This window comes from Oribacterium sp. Sow4_G1_1, assembly GCF_052116105.1.
Taxonomy (GTDB): Bacteria; Bacillota; Clostridia; order Lachnospirales; family Lachnospiraceae; genus Oribacterium.
The window spans coordinates 26,555-53,195 of record NZ_JBQKLS010000011.1 but is presented as its reverse complement, the minus strand read 5'-3'; the positions used below and the strand labels follow the sequence as shown (position 1 = coordinate 53,195).

Annotated in this window: 20 protein-coding genes; all 20 read right to left on the bottom strand. The window is 54.8% G+C overall.

What is annotated here, in order from left to right:
• Positions 1-5 precede the first annotated feature (5 nt).
• Positions 6-1,166, bottom strand: a complete 1,161-nt coding sequence (locus ACTQ52_RS08185; RefSeq protein ID WP_441982322.1) for a TRAP transporter substrate-binding protein — start codon at positions 1,164-1,166, stop codon at positions 6-8.
• 27 nt (positions 1,167-1,193) lie between these two features.
• Positions 1,194-1,694, bottom strand: a complete 501-nt coding sequence (locus ACTQ52_RS08180) for a YcxB family protein (RefSeq protein WP_410042688.1) — start codon at positions 1,692-1,694, stop codon at positions 1,194-1,196.
• A 102-nt stretch (positions 1,695-1,796) separates the two neighbouring features.
• Positions 1,797-3,131, bottom strand: coding sequence for a TRAP transporter large permease (locus tag ACTQ52_RS08175; protein WP_410042689.1), 1,335 nt, complete (start codon positions 3,129-3,131; stop codon positions 1,797-1,799).
• 2 nt (positions 3,132-3,133) lie between these two features.
• Positions 3,134-3,694: a TRAP transporter small permease gene (locus ACTQ52_RS08170; RefSeq protein WP_410042690.1), complete on the bottom strand. Its 561-nt coding sequence runs from the start codon at positions 3,692-3,694 to the stop codon at positions 3,134-3,136.
• A 97-nt stretch (positions 3,695-3,791) separates the two neighbouring features.
• Positions 3,792-4,952, bottom strand: coding sequence for a TRAP transporter substrate-binding protein (locus tag ACTQ52_RS08165; RefSeq protein WP_441982321.1), 1,161 nt, complete (start codon positions 4,950-4,952; stop codon positions 3,792-3,794).
• 250 nt (positions 4,953-5,202) lie between these two features.
• Complete coding sequence (locus tag ACTQ52_RS08160) at positions 5,203-6,021, bottom strand: response regulator transcription factor (RefSeq protein ID WP_441982320.1); 819 nt, start codon at positions 6,019-6,021, stop codon at positions 5,203-5,205.
• Positions 6,022-6,186: 165 nt separating this feature from the next.
• Complete coding sequence (locus ACTQ52_RS08155; protein ID WP_441982319.1) at positions 6,187-7,713, bottom strand: sensor histidine kinase; 1,527 nt, start codon at positions 7,711-7,713, stop codon at positions 6,187-6,189.
• Positions 7,706-10,339 carry an NYN domain-containing protein gene (locus ACTQ52_RS08150; RefSeq protein ID WP_441982318.1) on the bottom strand — a complete coding sequence of 878 codons (2,634 nt, stop codon included), beginning with the start codon at positions 10,337-10,339 and terminating at the stop codon, positions 7,706-7,708. Before ACTQ52_RS08150 ends, ACTQ52_RS08155 begins: the two co-directional genes overlap by 8 nt.
• A 34-nt stretch (positions 10,340-10,373) precedes the next feature.
• Positions 10,374-10,898, bottom strand: a complete 525-nt coding sequence (locus ACTQ52_RS08145) for a shikimate kinase (RefSeq protein WP_410042695.1) — start codon at positions 10,896-10,898, stop codon at positions 10,374-10,376.
• A 125-nt stretch (positions 10,899-11,023) separates the two neighbouring features.
• A complete protein-coding gene (locus ACTQ52_RS08140; RefSeq protein WP_441982317.1) occupies positions 11,024-12,742 on the bottom strand; it encodes a putative manganese-dependent inorganic diphosphatase in 1,719 nt (572 codons plus the stop codon).
• A gap of 497 nt (positions 12,743-13,239) precedes the next feature.
• A complete protein-coding gene (gene rny, locus ACTQ52_RS08135) occupies positions 13,240-14,733 on the bottom strand; it encodes a ribonuclease Y (RefSeq protein ID WP_441982343.1) in 1,494 nt (497 codons plus the stop codon).
• A 297-nt stretch (positions 14,734-15,030) separates the two neighbouring features.
• Positions 15,031-15,477: a MarR family winged helix-turn-helix transcriptional regulator gene (locus ACTQ52_RS08130; protein ID WP_441226406.1), complete on the bottom strand. Its 447-nt coding sequence runs from the start codon at positions 15,475-15,477 to the stop codon at positions 15,031-15,033.
• Between the two features lie 182 nt (positions 15,478-15,659).
• A complete protein-coding gene (locus ACTQ52_RS08125; protein WP_441982316.1) occupies positions 15,660-16,469 on the bottom strand; it encodes a TMEM164 family acyltransferase in 810 nt (269 codons plus the stop codon).
• A gap of 47 nt (positions 16,470-16,516) precedes the next feature.
• Positions 16,517-17,077, bottom strand: coding sequence for a regulatory protein RecX (locus ACTQ52_RS08120; RefSeq protein ID WP_410042699.1), 561 nt, complete (start codon positions 17,075-17,077; stop codon positions 16,517-16,519).
• A 208-nt stretch (positions 17,078-17,285) separates the two neighbouring features.
• The gene (gene recA, locus ACTQ52_RS08115; RefSeq protein WP_410042700.1) at positions 17,286-18,398 is read right to left on the bottom strand and encodes a recombinase RecA; all 1,113 of its coding nucleotides are present in this window, start codon (positions 18,396-18,398) and stop codon (positions 17,286-17,288) included.
• Positions 18,399-18,769: 371 nt separating this feature from the next.
• Positions 18,770-20,026 (bottom strand): TolC family protein, encoded by a 1,257-nt coding sequence (locus ACTQ52_RS08110; protein ID WP_441982315.1) that lies wholly within the window; start codon positions 20,024-20,026, stop codon positions 18,770-18,772.
• 128 nt (positions 20,027-20,154) lie between these two features.
• The gene (locus tag ACTQ52_RS08105) at positions 20,155-21,336 is read right to left on the bottom strand and encodes a hypothetical protein (RefSeq protein WP_441982314.1); all 1,182 of its coding nucleotides are present in this window, start codon (positions 21,334-21,336) and stop codon (positions 20,155-20,157) included.
• A 121-nt stretch (positions 21,337-21,457) separates the two neighbouring features.
• Entirely contained in the window at positions 21,458-24,649 is a 3,192-nt protein-coding gene (locus ACTQ52_RS08100; RefSeq protein WP_441982313.1) for an efflux RND transporter permease subunit, read from the bottom strand.
• Between the two features lie 18 nt (positions 24,650-24,667).
• Entirely contained in the window at positions 24,668-25,831 is a 1,164-nt protein-coding gene (locus ACTQ52_RS08095; RefSeq protein WP_441982312.1) for an efflux RND transporter periplasmic adaptor subunit, read from the bottom strand.
• An 88-nt stretch (positions 25,832-25,919) separates the two neighbouring features.
• Positions 25,920-26,588, bottom strand: a complete 669-nt coding sequence (locus ACTQ52_RS08090; RefSeq protein ID WP_441982311.1) for a TetR/AcrR family transcriptional regulator — start codon at positions 26,586-26,588, stop codon at positions 25,920-25,922.
• Positions 26,589-26,641: the final 53 nt, after the last annotated feature.

Below are 26,641 nucleotides of genomic sequence, written 5' to 3'. Positions count from 1 at the left end.
TCTTATCAATCTCTTATTTCATTGATTTTTTCAACGAGTTCAGCATAATCCCCGCAGTACTTTTTGTAAAGAGGATAAACCGCATCCCGGAAGCGCTTCTTTTCCCGCTCTGGCAGCACGATTTCGACGGTGCCCTCCCGAAGGCACTTCTCCCGTGCACTCGTTTCACGTGCCGTCCAGAGCTCACGCTCATAGAGGCCGGCCGCATCCGCACAGCGCTGAATCGTCGCCTGATCCTCCGCGGAAAGCTGCTCCCAGGTCGCACTGCTGACGAGCATCAGCTCCGGAACGCGCATATGCTCATCCACGGTATAGTACCGGGCGATTTCGTCATGCTGCATCGCCTCGTAGGACGCCCAGTTATTTTCCGCGCCATCGATCTCACCGGTCTGCAGCGCATCCTTGACGGCTTCGTAGACGATCGGCACGGCTTCCGCCCCCAGCGCCTCGACCATATCTTCTGCGAGTTCTGCCTGCTGGACACGGATCTTCATCCCCTGCATGTCCTCGAGGCAGTGGATCGCTTCATCCGTCGTATAGAAATTACGAACGCCGGCATCAAACCAGGAAAGTGCAACCATACCGCTTCCCTGGAAGCTGTCCTTCACCTGTGCACCGATCTCCCCATCCAGTACCCGCCACATATGGTCTCGGTCCTCATATAGATAGGGCAGCTGCAGTACGAGCGTTTCTTCACTATAGTCCGGCAGATTCGAGAGCGAACAACGACAGAAATCGATGCCACCATAGGATACCTGTCGTACCGTAGAATCCTCATCCCCGAGCTCTGCGTTCGGATATACACGTATCTCGATGCGGCCATCGGTTTCCTGGTTCACCTGGTCTGCAAAGCGGCGTGCTGCCTGGACGGTCGGATAATTGCCCGTCTGGTTATCGGCATAGCTGAACACATATTCCGGGACCTTTCTCTGCCTCTCCTGTGATGTCTGCGACTGATTCGTCTGTGCGTCTGTGATCCCCGCAGCATCCGCACTCGCTGTCGACGCCACACCGGCACCGCCTGTACTCTGCGAGCTCGCCTTCTTCGACGCATCGGCCGCTGCCGTACTGCATCCAGGCAGCTGACTCAGCAGAACGACGCCGCCAAGACTCAACAGCAGGCACTTTCTGCGTCCTCTGAAAGAAAAAATCGTCTGTCTCTTCATGTCACTGCGTCTTTTCACTGTCTACCGTCACTTCGTCTTTTTCGCCGGATGAGCCTTCACTGCACTTGCCTCTGCAAACTGCAGGAAGGATTTGCTTTCTTCTTTACTCTGAAAGGCATAGCCCGGAATCACCAGTCCGTGTCCACGTCCAGTGTACAGTACCGTCAGATTCAGAAAGCGACGAACCGCATAGATTTCCTTCCATGTCAGTGTCTGGTGCTGCTCCCCTACGGTGATATAGATATGCTCCTCCGAAAATGCAAGCTCTGTATCCTCCTGGATCTTCACTGCATTTTTTCTGCATCGAACATAAACGATAAGCGGCTGAATGAGCGGGAAATAAACTGTACCGATCGCTGAAACGATGAGCCAGCCCATCCAGTGATTTCCGTAGCTGGCACCCGCGAGGACCGCCATCGCGAAGGTAAAGACGACATTGACCACGCCAACCAGCGAGCTGTACTGATAGATCATCGCGAGCTCCCACATCTCCTTCACGCCGTTTCTGTATTTAAAATGATAACGCATGCATGCACCTCTCTTCCTGTTTGCATCCATCTTATAAAAAAAGCACGGCGGATTCAACCGCCGCGCTTTTTAATCGCATAAATTCACATGTAGACACGCTGCTTACAGCTTGCCGATCATGGAAAGAACACCGGTACCCTGCTGTACATATCCGAAGAGCTTCGGAATGAGGAGGGAGATGTTCGGAATGAAGGTGATCATCATGAGTGCGACAACCATCATCACATAGAACGGAAGCATCGCTACGACGATCTTCTCCATCGGACGCTTCGCAATCGCTGCACCGATAAAGAGAACCGAGCCAACCGGCGGTGTCAGAAGACCGATACCACAGTTGAGAACGAGGATGATACCATACTGAACCGGATCCATACCGATGGACATAACGATCGGAAGAAGGATCGGGGTCGAAATCAGGATGATCGGCGCCATATCCATGATGCAGCCGAGGATCAGAAGGATGAGGTTCACGAGCAGTGCGATGACAACCGGGTTGTTCGAAACACCGGTGATCAGGTTTGCTGCGAGATCCGGAACATGGAGTCTGGTCAGGCAGTAGCCGAAGATCGAGGAGGTAGAGATAAGGATCAGCACGATACCAAGGGTCTCTACACAGCTGTCGAGGCACGCCCATGCCTGCTTCCAGGTGATACCCTTATAAACGTAAATCGATACAAGCAGTGAGTAGATAACGGCGATCGCAGCAGACTCCGTCGCTGTGAACACGCCGGCTACGACACCGACTACGACGATCAGGATGCACAGCAGTGCCCAGATGGAGGTTGCGAGGCTGCGTCCCAGTCTCTTCAGTGAGAACGGCTCACCCTTCGGATAGTGTCTCTTCTTCGAGATGATGTAGGAACCGATCATCAGGGAACCTGCGAGAACAACGCCTGGAAGGTAACCTGCGAGGAAGAGCGAACCGATGGAGATACCACCTGCCGTGGTCGCGTAAATAACCATATTGTGGGATGGCGGAACCAGCATACCCTCAACAGAGGATGCGATGGTAACAGCCGTCGCAAAGTCAACATCATAACCACGGTTTACCATCATCGGGATCTCAAGAGAGCCGAGGGATGCGGTATCTGCAGAAGCGGATCCGGAGATACCACCGAAGAAGTAGGATGCCAGGATGTTTACCATGGCGAGACCACCGGTCATCCAGCCGACGAAGGCGTCTGCCAGATCCAGCAGCTTCTCAGAGATACCACCGGTTCCCATGTATACACCCATGGTGATGAAGAACGGAACGGCCATCAGGGAGAAAGATGAAATACCCTTTACCATCTGCTGTGCAACGGTGTTCAGCGGAAGTCCCTGATACATCAGGCAGCAGACCGATGAAAGTGCTACAGAGTACGCAATCGGCACTCTAAGGAAAACCAATGCGAAGAATGTAATCAGGAGAACTGCAATAGCGGTTGTATTTGCCATAATTATTTCGCCTCCTTTTCATCCGGGGTATCAAAATGCATGCCGTCATCCGGCTTATAATTCTTATCCAGAATGTGCTCGATATCGATCACTAAGCGCTCCAGCTCGAAGAAGATCATCGCGAAGCCGGCCAGCGGAATCGGGAAATACATCCACTTCTTACTGAGCCATGGCATGGAGATGAAGGAACCCTTCGCACCGATGCCGTTTGCATACTTCCAACCGACGATCAGCATGATGAACGCAAGTACCATGACAGCGATATCATCGAGAAGATCCAAGGCCTTCAGAAGCCCCGTCGGAAGATAACGATCGAAGGTCGTCATACGAATATGCGCATTACGACGGATAGCCAGTGCCGCAGAAAGCACGGACATATAGGCCATCAGTGTCAGGATCGTCTCCTCGCCCCAGCCTGGCGCCGGTAAGAAGGTGAGGTAACGTCCCAGTACAACCCAGGTCATGATGAGGATATCAGCCACGAGAAGCAGCTTACAGAGCACCATGACGATTTTGTAAACCCAATCATAGATTGGCTCAAACTTTTTTAAAGCGTCAAGCATAGAATCCCCCTTCTAAAACTATGAGGTGCTCACGGACACGCCGTGAGCACCTCACTACATGTCATTCGAAAATGACGTTTGGTTACTTTTTTACAGATTAAGCAAGTGCCTTGATCTGATCAAGCACATCCTTAAGCTCGCCGGTAGCATACTCCTCGGTGATCGGTGCGCATGCAGCCTCCCACTCGGACTTGTCAGCGATCTCGATGACGTTGCAGCCACGACCCTTGAGCTCCTCGAGAACCTTATCCTCAGTCTCAGCAGCGATCTTCTGGCAGTAATCAGAAGCGATCTTGGAAGCCTCGGTGATAACGTCTCTCTGGTTGTCGGTCAGCTTGTTGTTCCAGGACTCATCAGAGATAACAACCTCGATTGCGCCCAGTGTGTGACCATCCAGTGTAAGGTTCGGACCAACCTCGTCGAAACGGTTGGAAGCGTAGTTTGCGATCGGCTGACCAGCACCATCAACGGTGTTTGTCTGAAGTGCGGAGTAAAGCTCGGTCATGGAAACAGATGCAGGGTTTGCACCGAGAGAAGAAACCATCTTCTGCATGATCGGGTCATTGGAAACACGGATCTTCATGTTCTTAAGATCAGCAACGGTAGAAACCGGCTTGCTCTCAACTGTGAAGAAGTGTCTGAAGCCCTCCTCGCCGTAGAAGAGACCCTTGATACCAACACCAGCCTCCTCAGACTCGTTCAGAATCTCTGCACCGAGATCGCTGTGTACGAAGTTCCAGAAATGCTCTCTGGACTCGAAAACGTACGGGAGAGAAAGAAGAACGGACTTGGATGCGCCGTAGGAAGTCAGCGCGAATGCAGAGATACGGGACATATCGATGTCTCCGCCACCGCCGAGCATAGAGTCAAGAACGTCCTGCTCTGCGCCGAGTACGCCGGATGCCTGAAGGTCGATGGTGATGGAACCACCGGAGATTGCCTCAACAGCCTCCTTGAACTTGGTATCCATCTGTCCGCAGATAGTACCCTCGAGCGGGTTAACCTCAGCCATGGTCAGGGTAACCGCCGGATCAGCTGCTGCAGCCTCGTTTACAGTGTACTCACCGTCTGCTGCTGCGGCCTCGGTCGTCTTCTCCTCTGCTGCTGCAGTGGTCTCAGCTGCGGCCTCGGTAGCTGCCTCGGTTGCTGCTGCAGTGGTAGCTGCTGCAGTGGTCTCAGCCGGCTTGGATGAGCCACAGGCTGCAAGGGATGCAACCATGGTTGCGGCGAGAACGCCACTTAAGATTCTCTTCTTCATAATAGATATCCTCCATTTTGTATAATTTTGACATCCACACTCTGCGGATGTCTTTCACACACAAGCACATTATAAAGAACAATCCTGCGTGGAAACAGAGGAAAATTCTGACATTTGCCGTACTATTTTAACATTTTGTTCACATTTGTTATTCACTTTTATCAAAGTACACAAAGCAAGAAGCCATAATCTGTGCGATACTCACAACAGATTATGGCTTCTCTCACCATTAAGACGTTTTTATGAACAATCAGCCCAGCTGATTTCGATACTCGGATGGGCTCATGCCGGTGATCCGGCGAAACACCTTCGTGAAATAATTACTGTCAGCATAGCCGACCCGCTGGCCGACTTCCTTTACGTTGCAGGAAAGCTCAGCGAGTGCCTTCTTTGCGAGCTCTACCCTGTACTCTGTCAGATAGGTCACGAAATTCTTTCCGAAGTTCTGCTTGAAGAGCTTACAGAAGTACGCCTCGCTGTAGCCGAAGGCACTTGCGATATCGAGCACGGAGACGTCCTCCATATAATGCGCCTCCACGTAGCGGCGCATGCGGGATACGATCCGGTCCTCACCACTCTCTTCCTGCGCGTGGTCTTCTTCGCCCTCCCCCGGCGTTTCCACTCCGGAGGATCCACCTGCCGCTGCTTCCGTCTCCACCTGTGGCAGCGGCTGAAGCTGACCCGCCTTCACCTGATCGACATAGTGCATCGCCGAATCAATCGAGAGAAACAGCTCCGTCTCATCATACGGCTTCAGAAGATAATCGAGCGCATGCACGGAAATCGCCTTTCGCGCATAGTCAAACTCGTTAAAGGCGGTCAGAAAGAGGATGGCACAGTTCCGGTCCTTCTGCCGGATCTGCTCCGCTGCCTCCAGTCCCGTGATACCGGGCATCTCGATGTCCAGCAGCAGGATATCCGCCCCCTTTTCCTCATACAGCTTCAGTACCTCGCGTCCGTTCTCCGCCTCATAAAATACCGCCGATTCCTCACCGAACTTCTGGCGCAGCTTTTTCAACAGTACCTTCCGCTCGATGGCCTCATCATCTGCCACCAGGATTCTGTACATACCAAGCTCCTTTCCTCCATATAAACTGAAACCTGACGGGATCTGCTCCCGTTCGTCTTAAGAATTTCGTAAGGGGGTCTGACCCCATAAAATTTAAGAATTTCGTAAGGGGGTCTGACCCCATAAAATTTTTCTAAACAAAATCTAAAGCCGAAGTTTATGGGGTCAGACCCCCTCCAGCGCCGGACGCGGTTCCGCTCCCTCCCGTTCCTGTGGGATCGTCAGTGTGATGCGTGTACCGACGCCTTCCTTTGCGTCAATGCGGAGATCGCCACCCTCCGGATAGAGTGTACGAATCCGGCGATAGATATTGCCGAGACCGATGCCGATCCGCGCCGTCTTATTTTCCTCCGGGTTATGCATGCGGGCGTTCAGTGCAGACAGCCGCTCTTCCGCGATGCCCAGTCCGTCGTCCTCGATCAGGAGGGTGACGATCTCGCTCGTCGAATCCTCGGTCACGGTAACCGAGACTGTCCCGCCCTGCTCCTTCTTCGACAGACCGTGTACGATGGCATTTTCCACCAGTGGTTGCATCGTAAAGGACGGAATACGAATATGGCTGACGTCTTCCGGCGTGTTCACCTGATACTGTATGCGACTTCCGAAACGCATCTTCTGAAGATACATATAGTTTTCAGCGATGCGAAGTTCCATTTCGATCGGCACGATCTGCTCGCGTGTGTTCAGATTATACCGGAAGAGCTGTGCAAGTGACTGCGTCATCTTCTCGGTCGTCGGGGCATCCTCGAGATCCGCCATGGAGCCGATCATATTCAGTGTATTAAAGAGAAAATGCGGGTTGATCTGACTCTTCAGCAGCTCGAGCCGATTGGCATTGAGCCGTTTCTCCATCTCGCTGTTCTCGAGCTTCTCCTGCTGCAGCAGCTCTGTCATCCGATGGTTTTCCTGAATCGTCTGGATATTCTCCTCCATCGCATGCTTCATATCGTTAAAGATCGACACGAGCTCACCGAGATCGTCCCGGTTTTCTACATGGATATCCTCTCCAGAGAAATCGGAACGAGCGATGCGCTGTGCCTCCTGGCTGAGCTCCCGAACCGGCTTCGCGATGGATTCCTTCATCACGCTTCCCATCTCCACGACGATGACGAGCATAATCAGGGTGAAGTTGATAAAAATAAACGGCAGCACCCGGAAGAGCGGGAGCTTCTCGGTATACGCACTCGAGCCAGCCTCTACGGTCAGCTGCAGCAGCCGGCGGGAATACTGCTCGAGGTAATCCTCCCGCTGATTGTATTCATTGAGACGTTTCAGGAAATCGGTCCGGTTCGTACTTTCAGACAGCATCTCATCACGGAGCGCCGCATACTGCTGATACGCATTCCGGATATTCCAGGTACGGGCATAACGTTCCGCTCCGATGATTTCATAATCAAACGGAAGCGCTTCGATCGAGCGTTCCGTACGGTGAATCGCCTTCTCGAGCATATCCCGTGCCGTTTCGGTACCGGCAGAAACATAGCCGTCGAAGGCAAGGCCCTCCTCTTCCATCGCTTTCATAAAGGACTGGCAGGCGCGGTTTTCATCGAGGAGCTGACCGTAGTCCCGGAGAGAATAGTTCATCGTGAACATGGCGAAGCCGGCCGAGACCAGTATGATGAATACGATCACAGCCGCAAAGCTCTGCACCTTCCGGTCGATGGACATACGCCACCACTGACGTTTAAACATGCCACTCCTTTCGGATCTCTCCTTCACAGCGCTGCACCTCGCGAAGCAGGTCCTGGGCGGACCACAGGACGGCACCACTTCCCCAGGTGATGACCTGCACTACCTTATCTGAGGTCGCCACGGTGACGTTATACTGCTTCGAGAGCTCGTGGGTCTCCTCCTCGATGTACTCGTCGGCCGTCATCGCTTCCCGCGTGAAGACCACGTAGATATTATGGTACTTCGTCTGCTCTACGACATGCCCTGCCACACGATAGGCATCGAACACGACGATCAGCTCGACGCCGGTGTAGCCGGCATAGTTCGACAGGATATCGAGGAGCTTTCCACGCGCAGCATCGAGATTCACCGCGGCCAGTGCCTTCAGCTCCTCCCAGGCAAATACGATGTTATAGCCATCCACGAGCAGATAATTCTTTTTCTTCACCAGCGGTTTCTTCGTCCGGCGGTTCTCTGCGAGATTTTCTTCCTTTTCCCGTGCACGAATGGTGCGGGCACTCGCGATATTCATGTCCTTCGCCCGGTTTTTGATCGGTCCGTAGGTACGCACGAAGATATCCTCGAGCTCCTGATCCGCGATGTAATGACCGCCGCTCTTGTAGCCCTCGTCCTTCTTGCCCTCATGCATACGCTCGAGGCGCAGGGCATCCGCTTCGAAGTCGCGCTTCTCCACCGGGCCCTCCAGCTCGAGCGGCGACTCGACATGCATGTAGCTCTCCACCTCGTCAAACGGCACGATGAAGCCGGTACCATGCGCACAGAAAACGGAGGAGCATGGATTCAGGATATCCTGATCCGGGTCATAGCCCCGGGCAAGGATTACCTCCTCCGGATTATGACAGCGGTCGTAACCGCTGAAGCGCAGAGAGAGACTATCCAGACCCTTCGTGTAGGCCATCAGCTCCTGATGGTAGTTCCGCATCCGAACGACCGGTGCGGTACCCTCGAGCACTGCCCGCTCCCCCTTCATCTCCGGAGAGCCGAAGTGTGCATTCATATTCGAGAGATCCGTCATCGCACGGCCGATATAGTCGGTCGGAATGTCGAGCGTGAAGGCATAGTACGGCTCCAGCAGGATGTTCTCCGCCTTCCGGAGTCCCTGGCGCACCGCACGGTAGGTCGCCTCACGGAAATCGCCGCCCTCGGTATGCTTGTTGCTGGCCCGTCCGGCCACGAGTGTGAAACGAAGATCGGTGACCGGGCTGCCGGTGAGTACACCGATATGCTCCCGCTCCTTGAGATGGGTCAGTACGAGACGCTGCCAGTTGATGGCCAGCGCATCGGTGGAGCAGTCGGTTCGGAACTGAAGACCGCTGCCACGCGGGAGCGGCTCCAGCAGAAGATGCACCTCGGCATAGTGTCGAAGCGGCTCGAAATGGCCCACACCCTCGACCGGTCCTGCAATCGTTTCCTGGTACAGGATGCGACCGGCCGAAAATCCGATCTCGATACCATAGCGTTCCTTCACCATACGCTTCAGGATCTCGGTCTGGACCTCACCCATGAGATGAATGTGAATCTCCTTCTGCGCACTGTCCCAGCGGATATGGAGCTCCGGGAATTCGTCGGCGAGCGACTGCAGCTTCCGATAGAGCTCCAGCGCATCCACATCTTCGGATACGAGCTGATAGTCCAGCACCGGGCGCAGACTCGGGTCACGTCCTGCCGGCTCACAGCCGAGGCTGTCGCCGGTCTTCAGTCCCGGAAGATCCGGGATCGCCACGACAGATCCGGCTTCCGCCGTATCCGCAGTGGTATACTTCACACCGCTGTAGAACCGAAGCTCCGGCACCTTCTCGCCCGGCAGAAGCTCGGTACGCACCTTCAGCTCGCCACCGGTAATCTTCATATAGGAAAGGCGATGGCCCTGCGCATCCCGTCCGATCTTAAACACGCGGGCCCCGAAGCTCGTCGGATAGAGCGGAATTTCGATCAGCTGGTACATCCCCTGGAGCAGTGCCTCCACGCCATCGCCCTTCAAGGCCGAACCGAAAAATACCGGAAAAAGCTTCCGGTCGAGGATCATGTTCCGTACATCCTTCGGCTCGAGAGCACCGGTTTCGAGGAAGCGCTCCATGCAGTGCTCGTCACACATGGCGATATTTTCCTTCAGCGCGTCGGACATCGCATAGCGACCGGCCTCGCTGAAATCAACGAGGCTCATACCGAAGTGCTTTTCCAGATCCGCCATCAGGGCCGGCTTCTCCGTCCCCGGCTGATCCATCTTGTTTACGAACACGAAACACGGAACATGGTAGCGTTCCAGCAGACGCCATAAGGTCTCAGTGTGTCCCTGTACACCATCGGCACCATTGATCACGAGGATCGCATAATCCATCACGGACAGGGTCTTCTCCATCTCGGCGGAAAAATCCACATGTCCCGGCGTATCGAGGAGGGTCACCGCGATATCCTGAAGCTGAAAGCTCGCCATCTTCGAAAAGATGGTGATACCGCGTTCCTTCTCCATCTGGTCTGTATCGAGGTAGGCATCACCTTTATCGACACGCCCCAGCTTCTGGATGCGTCCGGAGCTGTAGAGGATCTGCTCCGAGAGGGTCGTCTTTCCTGCATCTACATGCGCAAGGATGCCCAGCACCAGGCGTTTCGTATACTTATCTGCCATCTCGTTTTCTCCTGCTCTTCCTGTGCTGCCAGATTTACTTCGGCAGCTTCAGTTCATCCTTATACTGTGTTGTGAAGATCCTGCGCAGCTCATCCACGACCTGTCCCAGGCTTTTGCCACGCTCGTCGATGCGGATATCCGCATACTTTTCATAGAGGCGGGTGCGTTCATCATACAGGTCCTTCAGTGTGTATCCCTCCGGAATCGCGACGCCACGGTCGACGATGTTCCCGATGCGGCGTACCATCTCATCGTAACTGATGTCGAGGTAGACGACCTTACCGATGGAACGGAGGTGCTGCATCGCCCAGTCCTCGTAACAGATGGAGCCGCCCGGTGCGATAACCGCGTTCTCTACATCGAGACCTGCCGCGATATCGCCTTCGACCTGCAGGAAACCCTGCTGTCCTTTTTCAGCGATGATCTCCTTCAGAAGCTTCCCCGTCTTCTCCTGGATGACGATATCGACATCCACGAAGTTCATTCCCAGTCGCTTCGCCAGCAGTACCCCGACGGTAGACTTGCCGCTGGATGGCATTCCGATCATCGTAATATTCATAGTGTCTCCTCTCCGTTCTGTTATAACGTCTGAAGGGCGGACTTCAGCCTCCGCTCGTCGGAGCCAGAAGTCTGCCCTCCGGTGCATTCGTCACGACTGCCGCTTCAGACTGCACGAATGTCTGTTTACAGCTGTTCTGCGAAAAGGGTGAGCTGCGGCACAAGCTGCTTCTTACGGGAAACCACACCTGGAAGCTCGACGGACCAGGCATCGAGCACCTTCCCGTCTTCGCTTCGTGCAGGTCTCCGCACAGATTCTACGGCAAAGGCATTGTTCACGAGCGGACCTGCGCCGGCTCCGATGGCCAGGAGGTCGGTACTGCGCTCGAGGATGTTGGTCAGCATGATGAAGCTCATGTCGATCCCCTCGATCTTCATCGCCTCAAGGGCGAAATCCTCCAGCTCGTCCTTCATGCTTTCGAGCTCTTCCTTATTCAGGGAGGTCACCTGGCTGACACCGAAGTCGACCTTGCCGGCCTTGAAGTGCTTGAAGTCCTGGTAGAAGATTTCCTTGATGGTTTTTCCCTTCAGGTTCGAGCCGGCGGAGAACATATCGAAGGCGTACTTCTCGATATCGACACCGACGATCTCCGCGAGCTCACGTGCGGTCTTCTCGTCCTTCGGCGTGCAGGTCGGCGAGCGGAAGAGCAGGGTGTCGGAGATGATCGCAGACATCAGAAGACCGGCCGTCGTTCGATCGATCTCTACGCCGCTCTCACGGTACATCATCGTGATGATCGTCGAGCAGCAACCGAGCGGCTGGTTTCGGAAGTATACCGGGGACATGGTCTGCACGGCACCGATCTTATGGTGATCGATGATCTCGAGGATGTCGGCAGATTCGATGCCCTCGACCGCCTGTCCGGCTTCGTTATGATCCACGAGGATGACCTGCTTGCCATGATTTCCGAGGAGATTTCGGCGGGAAATCATGCCGAGGTAGGTACCGTCCTTACTGAGGACCGGGAAATCACGGTGACGTTTGTTTGCCATGATGTCATGGATATCATCCACGAAATCGTCCTCGGTGAAGGTGATAATATCATCCTCCGTCATGAAGTAGTTGATCGGCATCGACTGGTTGATGAGTCGCGCTGCGGTATAGGCGTCGTAGCTGGTGACCATGATGATCATGCCGTTCTGCTCGGCCAGTGCCTTGATGGTCGGAGAAACATCGGCCCCCTCACAGATGATGATGCAGTCGGCACCGTTATCCATCGCAGAGAGCTGATTCTCCGCACGGTTTCCGAGGAGGACGATGTCGTGCTTCTCGATATAGTAGGACATCATCTCCGGGTTTGCGGCTGCGATCAGCACCTTACCCTCGGTGCAGAAGCGCTTGACATCACCGGTAACGACGGTCGCTTCCAGTGTTTCCTGAATATTTGAAAACTGCGTATGTGCCTTCGAGATGATCTGCGAGTCATAGACATTGAAATAGGACTTCGCGATATCGCCGATGGTGATGACGCCTTCAAGGGCGTTCCGTTTCGTGACGACTGGAAGGGTGACGACATTGCCCTCATTCATGATGGTCCATGCCTTCTTGAGGGACATGTTTTTATTTACACCCGGGGTCTGACGGTACTCGATATCGGAGACCTGGGTCTTTACGGTGGTGATCAGCCGCGGTTCCGGAACCTCGAAGTAATCGAGGACGAAGGCGGTCTCACGGGATGGCTCGCCGGCGCGGCAAGGGATGTACTTACTGCTGCCAGTGATTTTATTTTTCAGGTTTGCGTATGCGATCGCAGCGCAGATGGAGTCGGTATCCGGGTTACGATGGCCCGTGACCAGCACCTCACGCTCCGTGTTGTGTGGGATCAGTGTTTTATTTTTCGGCATGTATTCTCCTCACAGATAAAGCCAGTTTTACTTGTTATACGTTACCACAAATGCGACGGCAACTCAATGCAGGTACTCGAAAAGGGACATGGCCGGTGAGCGGTTACTTTACTGCTCAAACAGGGGACCCGGAGGGGCGGCTAAAGATGACGGTTCCAGCGGCAGTCAAAATATTTCGAAAAGTGAAAAGCATTTACCGTTTGTTCATAATTTATTCATATTTCGATACTATATTAACAATGTACAGAAAATTAGATAAAGAAAATCCTCTGTACGATATGAATGTTGGTATTTTTCTCCAATTGATAGATTTTTCATAATTGCCCCGGTGGAGCTTCGGCTTCACCGGGGTCTCCTCATTTCAGGGAGAACCTTCCGACTGAAAGCTCATCGGTCAGCACCACGCATAAAATCCTGCAGTTCTGTGAATATATAAGAAATCCCTGCAGGGCATCGCCTGCAGGGATTTCTCTACATCATATGATGATTTATTCTGTTTACTTCGCGTAGTCTACGGCGCGGGATTCGCGGATCACATTGACCTTGATGACGCCAGGATACTGCATCTGATCCTGGATCTGCTTCGCGATATCGTGTGCCATGATGGTCATATCATCGTCGGATACCTGATCCGGGACAACCATGATACGTACTTCTCGTCCGGCCTGAACAGCGAAGGACTTCTCTACGCCCTTGTAGGAGTTCGTGATATCCTCGAGCTCCTTCAGACGATTCGTGTAGGTCTCGAGAGACTTACGACGTGCGCCCGGACGGGCTGCGGAGATCGCGTCGGCTGCGGCGACGAGGCAGGCAATCAGAGATGTCGGCTCGGTACCGCCATGATGGGATGCCACGGTGTTGATGACCACCTCCGGCTCATGGTACTTCTTGCAGAGATCGACGCCGAGCTGGACATGCGTTCCCTCCATATCATGATCGATAGCCTTACCGATATCATGCAGCAGACCGGCTCTCTTCGCCATACGAACGTCGAGTCCGAGCTCCTCGGCGAGGAGTCCGGAAATCTGGGCGACCTCAACGGAGTGACGCAGTGCATTCTGACCATAGGAGGTACGGAACTTCATACGGCCGAGAAGCTTCACCAGCTCTGGATTCAGGCCGTGTACACCGACCTCGAGGACAGCGGCATCACCCTCCTCACGGATGGTTTCGTCGACTTCCTTCTGTGCCTTCTCTACGACCTCTTCGATTCTCGCCGGATGGATACGTCCATCGACGATGAGCTTCTCGAGGGCGATTCTTGCGACCTCACGACGCACCGGATCAAATCCGGAAAGAACAACCGCCTCCGGCGTATCGTCGACGATCAGCTCTACGCCGGTCAGCTGCTCCAGTGTACGGATATTACGTCCCTCACGGCCGATGATGCGGCCCTTCATATCATCATTCGGAAGCTGCACGACGGAAACGGTCGACTCGGTCACCTGATCAGCTGCACAACGCTGAATCGCATCCACGATATAGTTGCGGGCACTCTTTTCGGCCTCTTCCTTCGCCTGATTATCATACTCGCGAATCATCTTCGCATAATCGTGCTTTGTGTCCTCTTCGAGGGACTTCAGAAGCTCTGACTTCGCCTGATCTCTCGTGAGACCGGACACACGCTCGAGCTCCGTCACCTTCTGATTATGCAGCTCGTCGATCTCGGCTTCCTTCTGCTGCATCCGATCCTGCTGTTTCCGGAGTTCCTGTTCCTTCTGATCCAGGGCCACAGCCTTTTTCTCAGAGGCTTCCTCTCTCTTCAGCATACGATGCTCGAGATCGGATACCTCCTTACGACGGTCCTTGATCTCCTTATCAAGATCGTTTTTCGCCTTTAACGCCTCTTCCTTCGTCTCGAGAAGAGCTTCACGCTTCTTATTCTCAGCTGTTCTGATCGCATCATCGATGATCTCTCTGGATTTCTTCTCAGCGGAGCCGACTGTCTTTTCGAAGTCACTCTTTGCCTTGTTTATTCCAGCGAAGAACATGATGAGGCCCACCACAACGGCCACTGCCACAACGATAACGATGGTCACTTTGTGTTCCTCCTTCACTATTATGTTGTTAATGTACAAACAGATATGTGAACGAGTCAAAACGGCAGACTGTCCGTCCCGGCCCAGACCAATTCTATTTATAATACAGCTTATATTTGAAATTATTTTCAAATTACATTAACTCAACCATTTAATTTTATATAAATATAACAATCATGTCAACAAAAAGGGGAAGAACAAAAAACTGCCCGCAGCAGGCTGCGAACAGTTTTTCATACATAGCGTTTCCTATGCGATGGACGCTTCAACGCCGTCCAGGGTCTTATAAAGCAGTGTATACAGTGCATGGATCTCATCCTTCTGAAGCTGCATACATGCGTTGATTTCCTGTGGAATATCGAGTGCGTCTTCCCGAAGCGCTTCGCCCTTCTCGGTGATGGAGACATCCAGCGCACGCTCGTCGCTGTGAGAGCGGGCCCGTCGGATGAGTCCCTTCGTTTCAAGTCGCTTCAGCAGCGGGGTCAATGTACCGGAATCCAGGTACAGATTCTCTCCGAGCGTCTTTACGTTCACACTTTTCTTCTCCCATAACACCATCATCACGATGTACTGCGTATAGGTCAGATCCAGTTTATCAAGGAACGGCTTATAGTGCCGTACGACCTCCTTCGCACATGCATAGAGCGGGAAGCAAAGCTGGTTTTCCAGTTTTAAGCAATCGTATTTATCTGCCATGATACCCTCCGGCTTTTTTTCGTCACGAATCGGTATCTTAGCATATGCGGCCCGGGCATGCAATTATATTTTGCACGACAGATCTGCTCCGCAGTAACGAGTCACCGTTCAGGCAGTGGGCCCGAACGGGCGGCAACGAAGGCGCAGTACTACGAGACCGGTGAAATCTAAGCCGGGGACCCCTACTTTCTGAACGGTGACCGTAACGAAAAGAGGAGATGCACGAGAAAGGCACCGAGGACGACGCAGCCGAGGTACAGAAGGATCCCGACCGGGCGTCCGATGACGGCATCGATCGAACGAAATACCGGCTGAGAGCTGAGATGATATGGCGTAATGTAGAACATATCACAGTCGCCATAGCGATGCAGTGCGATGTTGATGAGCTCTGCGAGGACGACGGCGATGCCGAAGATCGGGAGGGTACGCCGGAATCCCCGACAGGATCTGTCCGAAAGTCCAGTGGCATGAATATAGAGCGCCGTCAGCAGCATCACGATATGCCAGATGAAGCCATGAGCCGTCAACAGCGGATGTCCCGGATGCAGGAGGCCTTCATGTACGATCAGTGCCAGTGCACCGCCGAGAAAGCCGTAGTCCTGCAGAAAGGTCAGGAGGGCCCGTTTGATGATGAAGGCACGCCGCCCTGTACGCTTCCGCAGCATACCATAAAGGAGGGCGAGGTACATCGGGAGGGAACAGAGCTGAAACGGGAAGTACCAGACATTATACTGTCCGCCCTCCACGAGAAGCCACAGCGTCAGCTGCTTCCAGAGTTCCATCGCGATCAGCACGATGCCGGCGACGACGACCGGCTTTCCATACCTCTGATCCCGCGCCAGCGCCTCTCGCATCCCGGATTCACTGTTTTCAGATTCCATTACGGATGTTGCTTTTTCGGATTCTGTTGTATCTCCCCTGTTCTTCATCTTCTCATGCAGCCTCTCACGTACGTATGCGTCCGCGCATCGATACCGATGCTTCATCCCCATCTTTTACGCTTCCTGTGATCATCTGTCAAGGCTGCAGGGGGAAGAAGCTACAGGCTTTCTTCAGCATCGAGCGCCAGTGCCCGCGTCACGAGCTCATAGCTGAAGCCCTTCCGGAGCAGTGCGGCATAGAGCTTCCGCTTCTCCTCTACGCCGAGTGCCTCCGTATCCTTACACTTCTTACGAATCGCCCGCTGCACGGCTGCAAGCTCCGCGTCGCCGGCGCGCTGGTCGTCTGCGCGGAAGGCATCCATCGCCGCGCGGATTTCCGCCTGTCCGACGCCCCGCTGGTAGAGCTTCTGCTCGATCTCCCGGAGCGACTTCTGTCCGGCATAGGTTTTAATCAGCTGCTCGGCGAAACGACGGTCATCGATGTACCCATAGCGCTTCAGCATCTTCATCGCTTCATCGATGATGTCCTCTGTGTATTTTCCGGATTTCCGAAGCTTCTCCCGGAGACGGGACTCGCTCTTCTCTGCGTGCTCGATGAGATAGAGGCAGCGCTCCTTGCAGCGATTCACGAGCTTCTCCCGCTCACTCAGCTGATCCGGATCCAGCACATATCGCTCACCGCCACCATGCTCTCTCTGAAAATCTTCCAGACTTTTCAATTCATCTTCCTTTCACATACAGCTGACCGAAGACATGAAAACGTTCCGTGGTCCGATCATGCGTGAAAACCGATTGCTCTTTTCTATCATATACAGAAAAAGCCAGCCGGATCATCCAAAAGGATCATCCGGCTGATGATTATCATGCTTACATCCGCACTTCTCTCACCCACTGATACGTACCCGGGTTATAGAGTATCTGCGTTCTTTATACTTCATCCTGCTCTTCCGTGTCTGTATCCGGCATCTGCTGCGCAGCCGCAGCTGCCGCCTCAGCAAACTCGTCCTTCGGCAGGCCGTACTTCTCGCGTACGAGGCCTTCGATCTCCGCCATGACCGCCGGATTCTGACGGAGGTACTCCTTCGCATTCTCACGGCCCTGTCCGATCTTTTCGCCATTATAGGCGAACCATGCTCCAGACTTCTCGACGATGTTCTCATTGACCGCAAGATCCAGGACGTCACCGGCCTTCGAGATACCCTCGCCGAACATAACATCGAACTCTGCCTGCTTAAACGGCGGGGCGATCTTGTTCTTTACCACCTTTACACGTACACGGTTACCGGCGGCATCCCCGTTCTGTTTCAGGGTCTCCACCCGACGGATATCCAGTCGTACGGAGGCGTAGAACTTCAGTGCCCGTCCACCGGTCGTCGTCTCCGGGCTTCCAAACATCACGCCGACCTTCTCACGCAGCTGGTTGATGAAGATCAGGATACAGTTCGACTTCGCGATGACCGCCGTCAGCTTACGAAGCGCCTGCGACATGAGTCGAGCCTGCAGACCGACGTGGCTGTCGCCCATCTCACCATCGATCTCCGCCTTCGGAACGAGGGCTGCGACCGAGTCGATGACCAGGATATCGATCGCGCCGGAGCGCACCATCGTCTCGGCGATCTCCAGTGCCTGCTCACCGGAATCCGGCTGGGAAATATAGAGATTATCGATATCAACGCCGATGTTCTGCGCGTACTTCGGATCCAGTGCATGCTCTGCATCGACGAAGCCGGCGATCCCGCCACGCTTCTGTACTTCGGCCACGGCATGGAGCGCGAGCGTCGTCTTACCAGAGGACTCCGGTCCATAGATTTCGATGATTCTTCCCTTCGGGTAGCCGCCGGCACCGAGCGCGATATCCAGGGAAAGGGATCCGGTCGGTACGGTTTCGATATTTAGATTTGCGGCGGACTCACCGAGCTTCATGATCGAGCCCTTACCAAAATTCTTTTCGATCTGTGTGAGTGCCACATCCAGGGCCTTCAGCTTCTGCTCATGATCCTGATTATAGTCAACCGGTGCCTTACTGGTCTTCGCTGCCATGTCTATCCTCCATAAAAACGTATGTTCTTTTAATTCATCATTTTAAGCTTAAATTCCATCTCTGTCAAGGAGTTACTATTTCCTTTGCACGAAGTATAGCATAGTGTTTATTCTTTGAATATAGTCGTTATACCGACCATAGTCTGTCTGCGGACCATAGTTCTAGTCTGCGGACAGACTAGAAAAAACGATGCACAAAACCCGCACAGGAGACGCTTTTTCAAGCTTTCCGACATCCCGTATTCTAGCACACGGGGCGCGCATAATTTTGCACATCGTTCATTAAAAAATTTATTACAGTCAGGACTGGAACCCGGTGTCTCTTCCGAAGGTACATCGGAAACCACCATACAACGATGAAAGCGAAGGGCTCACAGAATTCCCTGCAGTGCGTTCTGGTAGTTCAGCACCGCCGCAGAGGCGTTGATGGCGGACATGTCCGCCTGCATCTTCGATGCGTTATACTGCACCGATGCGGCCTTATAATCCGTGAGGCTCATCATACCGGCCGCCAGCATACGCTCCGCCGAGTCCTTCTGACGGTCCGCGATCCGGAAGCCGAGCTGCGCCGACTCCGCAGTCGTCCCCGCCTGCACGGCCGTGTTATAGAGCTCCGTCATCGTGATATTGAGGTTCTGCTCCGCCGACCTCAGCTGGATATCCGTCGCGGTATAGCCGGTGATGTTCTTATCGACCGTCCCCATCGCACTGCCATAGGCTACATTATGCAGCCGTGCCTCGGCGATGTCCACCTCGATGTTCCGACCGGCCATGAAGCCCGCGTCATACGCCGGAAGCTTTCCTATCGTCACCTTCGCGGTATCCGCCGCATTCCATCCGAGCGTCAGCGCGATGGCGTCCTTCACGGAACGCAGCTTCTCCTCGGTGTCGGAGAGGCTCAGCTTCGCGCCATCGAGATTCACCTTCGCCTGCTGTACCTCGAGTGCCGTCGCCGAACCGAGAGCCTGCTGCCGCACAGCACGCTCATACATCCCTTCGTACATCCCGACCTGGTCCGCGTACATCTCCCGAAGCTCCACGAGACTCTGGTAGCCCACGAAAGCACCGTTCATGCCGGATATCAGGGCCACCTTCGTCGGGTGCAGTCCCTGCTTCAGCTTCGTCACAAGGGTCGAAATACCACTTTCTGTCTGGTTCTGGTTTCCGGCCAGACCCGTGCCGCCGGCAGTACCGATCATGCCTTCCAGCACCTGCACCTGCATCAGCAGCGCCTGCTTCTCCTCCGCGCTCGTACTATCTGCCGCCCGATCCCGGAGATCCGAGATGGTATCTCTCAGATCACGGATCGTACTCGACAGCGCATTCGTCATCTGCACCATGCCGTCGGCTCGTCCATCGATCATCGCCGTCTGCGTGCGCCCGATGATGCTCCGGTACTCCACGAGATCCGGGATCTCGCTGTACTCGATGACATCATCCATGAGCGCTGCCCAGGTGGCGTCATCCATCCCGTCCGGACGCCCTGAGGCATCCTGCCCCGTCAGCGTGTGGCTCTCACCGTACAGCGGATGGCTGACGGTCGTGGTCGCGGCCAATGCAGGCGATCCTAAGCCGTAGGCACCGAGCGTCAGGATCAGAAGCGCGGTCATATATTTTTTCTTCTTCATCGTCACTCTCCTGTTTATACGATCATCGTCGTGGCAGGCACGCTTACGACCTGTGCAGCCATACAACTCCGGCGTACCCTGTACGCCCTCGTCACGCTGATCGATCAGATGCATGCTTATCCGTCACGTCAGGACGCACTGCTGCCCGCGAGGCCGTCACGGCCGGCGAGGTAGCTGAAGTATGCACTCTGAAGCGCATAGCGATCGAGCTTCACGGTATATTCTGCTGCCGCCGCACTGTACTGTGCATCCTCGAGATCACGCGCACTCGCCGCGCCTGCTGCGTAGCTGCGGGTCACACGTCCGAGGGTCGTCTGCTGATTCTGAAGATTCAGCTCCGCCTTCCGAAGCTCATTCTGTGCACTCAGGACGGCATTGTAGCGGGCCGTCATGTTTGACTGCACCTGATTCTCGTCGTTCGTCACGGTGATCTGCGTCGTGTTCTTCGTGCCCTCGCTCTCGGCGAGCGCGAGCTTCCGCTGATCGATGCGCAGCTGATAATTATTCTGAAGTGCCGTCTGCGTATCCTGGGCGAGATCGAGTGCCGCAATCATCGCGTCCGTCACCTCCGGCACCGCACAGATCTGCGGTGTCGCATCATAGTTCCAGCCGAGGTTCACGAGCACGGTCTGCCGTGCCTTCGTGGCATCCGCGGTCGCGGCCTGCAGCGCAGCCTCGGCATCCTTCGCCGTCTTCTGTGCCGTCAGCACCTCGAGCTCCGTACCAGTGCCCGCCTGCAGCTTCCGCTCGGCGACGCCGATCTTCGTCTCGTTATACTCCGCCGTCAGCTGATCAAGCTCCTTCGTAAGCTCCGAGGTATAGATCGCGATGATCTGCTGCCGGATGGCCTCCGTCATGTTCCGCTCGGTCTTCTGATTCGTGAGCTCAACGATCTGACGGTCCGAATTCTGAATCGTCGTTTCGATCCCCGCGAGCGAGGTACTCCGGGTCATCTCTGCCGTGGCATCCGAGATGTCTCCGTTTCCCAGCGAATTCGAATACGTGCTCTCGATGGCGTCGAGCACATCATCGTAGTCGAGGTCATAGGTGCCGCTGTTCTCGTTATTCCGGTAGTTCAGCCACATCGCCGACACCGTCGGATTGTACTCATGCACGAGGTCCTGCAGCTCATCCCAGCTGATCACATCATCACGCAGCGTCGCCCACTGCTCCACCGTCCGCTCCCGCTCATAGGAGGTCTGCGCCGGCGCATAGTCCACCGTCGCGCCCGTCACGGCGAGGACCTGTCCGGACATCGCCATGCTGAGCACGAGCGTCAGGGCGGTCATCTGCTTTCTGCTTTTCTTCATTGAACTCTCCTTTTCGACGGACCGTCACATCCCGGCGGTCCGCCGCCTGTTTCTGCCAATGCAGGCATCCTGTCACGTTTCCGTGGCTATTTTATCACGAGTTAGCATATACTAACAGCTTTTAATCTGGAAATCCGTCGGTCATATCCGAATCGTTCATCGGGGTCGGATCATCGTCCGGGGTACCGTAGCGCTCCCACTCCGATGCAGCTTTCTGCTGATAATACTCGGCCGGATTACGGTCAACCATATAGCCGGCCTCCGGAACATCCCGCTCGACGTTTCTCTTCCGCTTATCCATGACCGCATAGTAGGTCGGCAGCATCAGAAGCGCGAGGAGGGTTGAGGCGGTGAGACCGCCGACATCGACGAGGGCGAGGCCCTGCATCATCTGTCCGTTGTCGCCGATGCCAATTGCCATCGGAATCATGGACACGACGGTCGTGAGGGTCGTCATCAGGATCGGGCGAAGTCGGGTCGCACCAGCCTCGATGAGGGCACGCTGGAGCGGCATCGCCATACGGTACTGGTTCACGGTATCGACATAGAGGATGCCGTTGTTTACGACGGTACCGATCAGCATCAGGAAACCGAGGAGGGACGGCATGGAGATCGTCGCATCCACGATCCACAGCAGGAAGAAGGAACCGATCAGCGCAAACGGCAGGGTCGTCATGACCATGAACGAGAAGCGCATGGACTCAAACTGTGCCGCCATGACCACCCAGATCAGGAAAATCGCGATGACGATGGCCATGCCCAGCGAGCTGAACTCTTCCATCATCATTTTCGTGCTGGAGCTCTCTGCGTAGCCGATACCGTTCGTGAGATACTTCGCGATGACCTCCTGATCGATGGTCTTCGAGGTCATTTTATCCGCGAGATCCGTGTAATCCGCCGTGATGGTCAGCTGATACTTACGATCATCACGTACGATGGTCGCCGGAGAATCCTCGAATTTAATATCACAGAGATCCTTCAGCTGTACCTGGGTGCCGGTCGGCGTGCTCAGGAAGATATCCTCTACCTTCTGAAGATGGTCATACTCATCCTTCGGGTACTCGACCTTGACATCCACATCCTCATCGTCGACCTGCATGGTCATGGCCTTCGTACCGGACAACATGCTGTAGAGCTGCTGTCCGACCTGTACCGGGGTCAGGCCCTCGGCGGCCGCCTTGATCGGATCGACATGGAACTTGATGAGCGGTGCCGCATTCTCGAGCGAGGAGTGAACGGCGGTAACATCCTTCCGCTGACGAAGCTCGTCAATGATCTGATCGGAGGCCTCCTTCAGCTTGTCATAGTTCGTCGAGGTGATGATCGTAGAGTAGGTATCGTTCGAAGTCGACATCGTCGACATCATACTGTAGGACTCCACGGTGATGACCGCGTCCTTCGTGCCATCGAGGGCCTTCCGCCATTCGTTCGCCTTTTCCTTCGTGGACATGCTGCGATCCTTCTTCAGGTACGCCGTCACACTGTTGCCGCCACTGCTCATCATCGACATCATGCCCGAGCTGCCGGCGCTCACCATATAGTCCTCGGTGTCCGGATCGGCCGCGACCATGGCCTCGATGTTCTGAAGGATCTTATCTACCTCCTCGATGTTGAGACCTGGCTTCGTCGAAACCGTGATATCGATCTGGCCCTGATCGGTCTGCGGCATCATCTCCATACGGATCTGGGATGCCAGAAGGAAGGACAGAATCAGGAGACCGACGGTCGAGATAAGCACCATCTTCTTATGCCGAAGCAGCTTCTCCATGATCCGGCGATAGCCACCCTGCATGCTGCGGACCGCCTTATAGGCCGGTGCCTTCGTGTTCTCCTTCGGCTTATAGAAAACGAAGCAGAGCGGTACGACGGAAACCGCCGAAATCAACGAGGCGATCATACAGAACACGATGGTGAAGCCGAGCGGTGCGAAGAACTGTCCCGACAGACCAGACATGAAGCCGAGCGGCAGGAATACGACGCAGGTCGTGACCGTCGATCCGAGAACGGATTCTCCGACCGTCTTTACGGCCTCGACCGCTGCGCTGCGCCGCGTCTTCACGCCAATCGCCACATACTTATCCATCGCACGGAAGCAGGCCTCCAGGACGACGATCGAGTTATCGACCATCATGCCGACGCCGAGCACCAGCGCAGACATCGTGATCATGTTGAGGGAGTAGCCCATCGCCCACATCGCGATGAGGGCCGTCAGGATCGAGATCGGGATGGAGGTACCGACGATGAGGGATGCCTTCCAGTCACCGAAAAAGATGAAGATGATGACCATCGAGATGATGACGGCGGCAATCATGGTCTGGAAAACGGATGAGAGCGAGCTCTTGATCATATCGGCCTCATCCTGTACGACGATGATGTCGAGGTTCTCGTCCTTCGCCTTCAGCTCGTTCACTTCAGACATCACTTCCTTCGACATGGAAACAGCGGAGGAGTCCTGGGTCTTCGTGATGCTCAGCATCATCGTATCGTTGCCATCATAACGGCCGATGGCCGCCTTGTCCTCCAGTGCGAGCTGCACGAGGGCGATGTCCTTCAGGTAGATCGTACTGCCGTTTCCGGTGACGATCGGGATATTCTGAAGCGACTGCACATCCGGGTAGCTGACCGAGGTGGTGACGGAAAGATCCTGGCTGCCGACGCTGGTCGTACCCGCCGGATAGCTGAAATCTGCGGCACTGACAAGCTGTGCCACGGTCGACATGGAAAGATGATACTGCTTCAGCTTCTCCGGAATCAGCTGGATCTGTACGTACTGCTTCTGTCCGCCGGTCGTATCCACCGACGCAACCGTGCTCAGCTTGTTGAACTCCGGTGCGATGTCATTCTCGACATAGTTGTACATGTTTTCCTGCGTCGGATTCTGGATGGTGAGGTACATGGACGGCTGTCCGTTCATGCTCATCTCGAGGAAGGTCGGATCATCTGCGCCATCCGGAAGCTTCGACTTGATGGCATCCATTTTCTTTTTCAGCGCATCATAGGCCTCATCCATATCCGTACCATACTCATACTGGATGATGGTCATGCCGTAGTTTTCTGCGGAACGGGAGGTGACCTCCTTCACATCCGACAGGACGGATACACCGTCCTCAATCGGCTTCGTGATCAGCTTATCCACATCCTCCGGTGACGCGCCTGCATAGGTCGTGGTGACGATCATCATCGGCATCTCGATGTCGGACATGAGCTCCATCTTCTGGTTCGTGATGGACATGAATCCGAAAAAGATCAGACTGACGACCACGAGGAAGGTGGTAACCGGTCTTTTCAGGACAAATTCGGTTATTTTATGCATAGTATTCTCTCCTCAGGTTCAGTCTGCTGCGTGGGTCTCTTCCGTCTCTGCACCTGTGGATGCATCCTCGGTCGTCTGGCCATTTGCATCCACGATGCGGACCTCGGCACCATCATAGATGTCATCGGTCCAGCTGTTCACGATCTGCTCCGTGCCATCGAGGCCATCCGTCACTTCATAATACTGATCATCGGAGATACCGGTGGTGATGAAGACACGCTTCACGAGGCCATTTTCATAGGTGTACACGTATGGATTTCCACCGGAATAGTACACCGCATCCACTGGGACGAGAAGGGCATGGTCCGCCTTCGCGGCCACCAGCGAAAGCTTCGTGCTGCTGCCGTCGGAAAGAGCGTCGGCACCGGAAAGGGTCGCCTCTACCGGGAAGAGTCCCGACTGCGGATCCACGAGCTTCGTCAGCTTCGTGACCGTACCACTATAGCTGCTACCGTTCTTTTCCACCGTCACGGTCTGACCCAGCGTCAGGTTCTGAAGGACATCCTCGGTCACGTTAAACTTGACGACCTTCGCGCCGGTACCGGTGATGACGCAGAGCTGAGAGGACTGGGACACCATACCGTGCAGGGTCATGTTCTGGTTCTGTACGACGCCGGCTGCCGGTGCGGTCACCGTAGCAAACTCCACCTGAGTCTCGTAGTTCAGCTTCGCACTCGCCGCCTGGGCCTTCGCAGCATCCACCTGGGAAGCTGCGGCCTTCGCGGAGTTCGCGGTCTGGTTATAACTCTGCACCGAGATATCGCCGGACTCGTAGAGCGGAGTCATACGATTCACCGCATCCTGCGCCGTCGCGGCCTGCTGCGAAGCCGCCTGAACGGAAGCATTGGCCGCCTCCATCTGAGACTTCGCGGCATCGATCTGCTTCTGGTTATCGATCTTCGCGATCGGCGCGCCCTCCTCAACGGACTGGCCGTTCTGAACGTAGATCTCGACGAGTTCACCGGCCACCTTCGGGGTGATGTAGTAGGTGTCGGACGGCTGAACCGTACCCATAAGCGCGGTCGTCTGCTCGATGCTTCCCTCCGTCGCCGTGGTCAGCGTGACCGCCGGCAGTCCCTTCGTCTGCATCTCCTCCTGTGGCTTCATCATGCGCGTCGCCACGAGCCCTGCAAAGCCGAGTACGATGACGGCACCGATGGCGATCTTTACCTGTTTCTTCATATATAATCTCCTGTTTTCTGATCTTGTAATTTTACTGTTCCTTCACATCCGGGTCCTGGCCAATGTCGTCGGCCTGAACACTTATGGCTTACGCGCCTGCGCTCACATCGCCGATCGGCGCCTCCCCCACACGAAAATGCGGATCCGCACCCTCTCGCAGGATGGCAAGCTCTGTTTCAAAGTTTCGAAGGACACGCGCGTGCTCCTCCGGCGCATGTGCGACCAGCGCCATCACGGTCATCATCGCGATGGCGTTTCCGAGTCGGATGATGACGGCAAACTGTCCCGGACGATCGCTATGACGGAAGCAGGTCGGATCGATCTGCCTTCGGAACCACTCGTTCTTCATGCACTCCGCATGGTCCATCTTTCCACTTTCGGTGAACGCAAGGATACGCTGCATCATACCGCTCTGCATAATGATGTTGATGTCTTCCTGTATCGAACCCTGATCGATGAGCTTTTCGATGCTGTACACCCATTCATGAAGCGCTTCCCAGTAGTTCCCCTGCTTTCGAAGCAGAAGTTCCCGGAAATACTGCTCGTTTCGCATCCCCTCATCGCGAAATACATAGTGGAGAAGATCCAGCTTATCCTCGAAGTAGGTATAGAAGCTACCGCGAGAAATCCCGGCCTCCTTGATAATCTGATTGATCGAGGCATCCTCGAACGGGACCCTCGCAAATTCATGCCTTGCTGCCTGTAATATTCTGTCTTTTTTATCCTGGGAAAGCTTAAGAAATCTTTCCGTCGCCATAGATTCTCCTCTCCTTGACGGCACCTCGAATGCTCCGCATATCGTCGCTTCAC

Bases quoted from the DNA above. Each gene is read 5' to 3' on its own strand.
- ACTQ52_RS08110 (WP_441982315.1), bottom strand. From the start codon at position 20,026: ATGAAGAAGAAAAAATATATGACCGCGCTTCTGATCCTGACGCTCGGT.
- ACTQ52_RS08175 (WP_410042689.1), bottom strand. From the start codon at position 3,131: ATGGCAAATACAACCGCTATTGCAGTTCTCCTGATTACATTCTTCGCA.
- ACTQ52_RS08165 (WP_441982321.1), bottom strand. From the start codon at position 4,952: ATGAAGAAGAGAATCTTAAGTGGCGTTCTCGCCGCAACCATGGTTGCA.
- ACTQ52_RS08155 (WP_441982319.1), bottom strand. From the start codon at position 7,713: ATGTTTAAACGTCAGTGGTGGCGTATGTCCATCGACCGGAAGGTGCAG.
- ACTQ52_RS08095 (WP_441982312.1), bottom strand. From the start codon at position 25,831: ATGAAGAAACAGGTAAAGATCGCCATCGGTGCCGTCATCGTACTCGGC.
- recA (WP_410042700.1), bottom strand. From the start codon at position 18,398: ATGGCAGCGAAGACCAGTAAGGCACCGGTTGACTATAATCAGGATCAT.
- ACTQ52_RS08105 (WP_441982314.1), bottom strand. From the start codon at position 21,336: ATGAAGAAAAGCAGAAAGCAGATGACCGCCCTGACGCTCGTGCTCAGC.
- ACTQ52_RS08100 (WP_441982313.1), bottom strand. From the start codon at position 24,649: ATGCATAAAATAACCGAATTTGTCCTGAAAAGACCGGTTACCACCTTC.
- ACTQ52_RS08150 (WP_441982318.1), bottom strand. From the start codon at position 10,339: ATGGCAGATAAGTATACGAAACGCCTGGTGCTGGGCATCCTTGCGCAT.
- ACTQ52_RS08130 (WP_441226406.1), bottom strand. From the start codon at position 15,477: ATGGCAGATAAATACGATTGCTTAAAACTGGAAAACCAGCTTTGCTTC.
- ACTQ52_RS08170 (WP_410042690.1), bottom strand. From the start codon at position 3,694: ATGCTTGACGCTTTAAAAAAGTTTGAGCCAATCTATGATTGGGTTTAC.
- ACTQ52_RS08090 (WP_441982311.1), bottom strand. From the start codon at position 26,588: ATGGCGACGGAAAGATTTCTTAAGCTTTCCCAGGATAAAAAAGACAGA.
- rny (WP_441982343.1), bottom strand. From the start codon at position 14,733: ATGTTCTTCGCTGGAATAAACAAGGCAAAGAGTGACTTCGAAAAGACA.
- ACTQ52_RS08160 (WP_441982320.1), bottom strand. From the start codon at position 6,021: ATGTACAGAATCCTGGTGGCAGATGATGAGGCCATCGAGCGGAAGGTA.
- ACTQ52_RS08140 (WP_441982317.1), bottom strand. From the start codon at position 12,742: ATGCCGAAAAATAAAACACTGATCCCACACAACACGGAGCGTGAGGTG.
- ACTQ52_RS08125 (WP_441982316.1), bottom strand. From the start codon at position 16,469: ATGGGGATGAAGCATCGGTATCGATGCGCGGACGCATACGTACGTGAG.
- ACTQ52_RS08180 (WP_410042688.1), bottom strand. From the start codon at position 1,694: ATGCGTTATCATTTTAAATACAGAAACGGCGTGAAGGAGATGTGGGAG.
- ACTQ52_RS08145 (WP_410042695.1), bottom strand. From the start codon at position 10,898: ATGAATATTACGATGATCGGAATGCCATCCAGCGGCAAGTCTACCGTC.
- ACTQ52_RS08185 (WP_441982322.1), bottom strand. From the start codon at position 1,166: ATGAAGAGACAGACGATTTTTTCTTTCAGAGGACGCAGAAAGTGCCTG.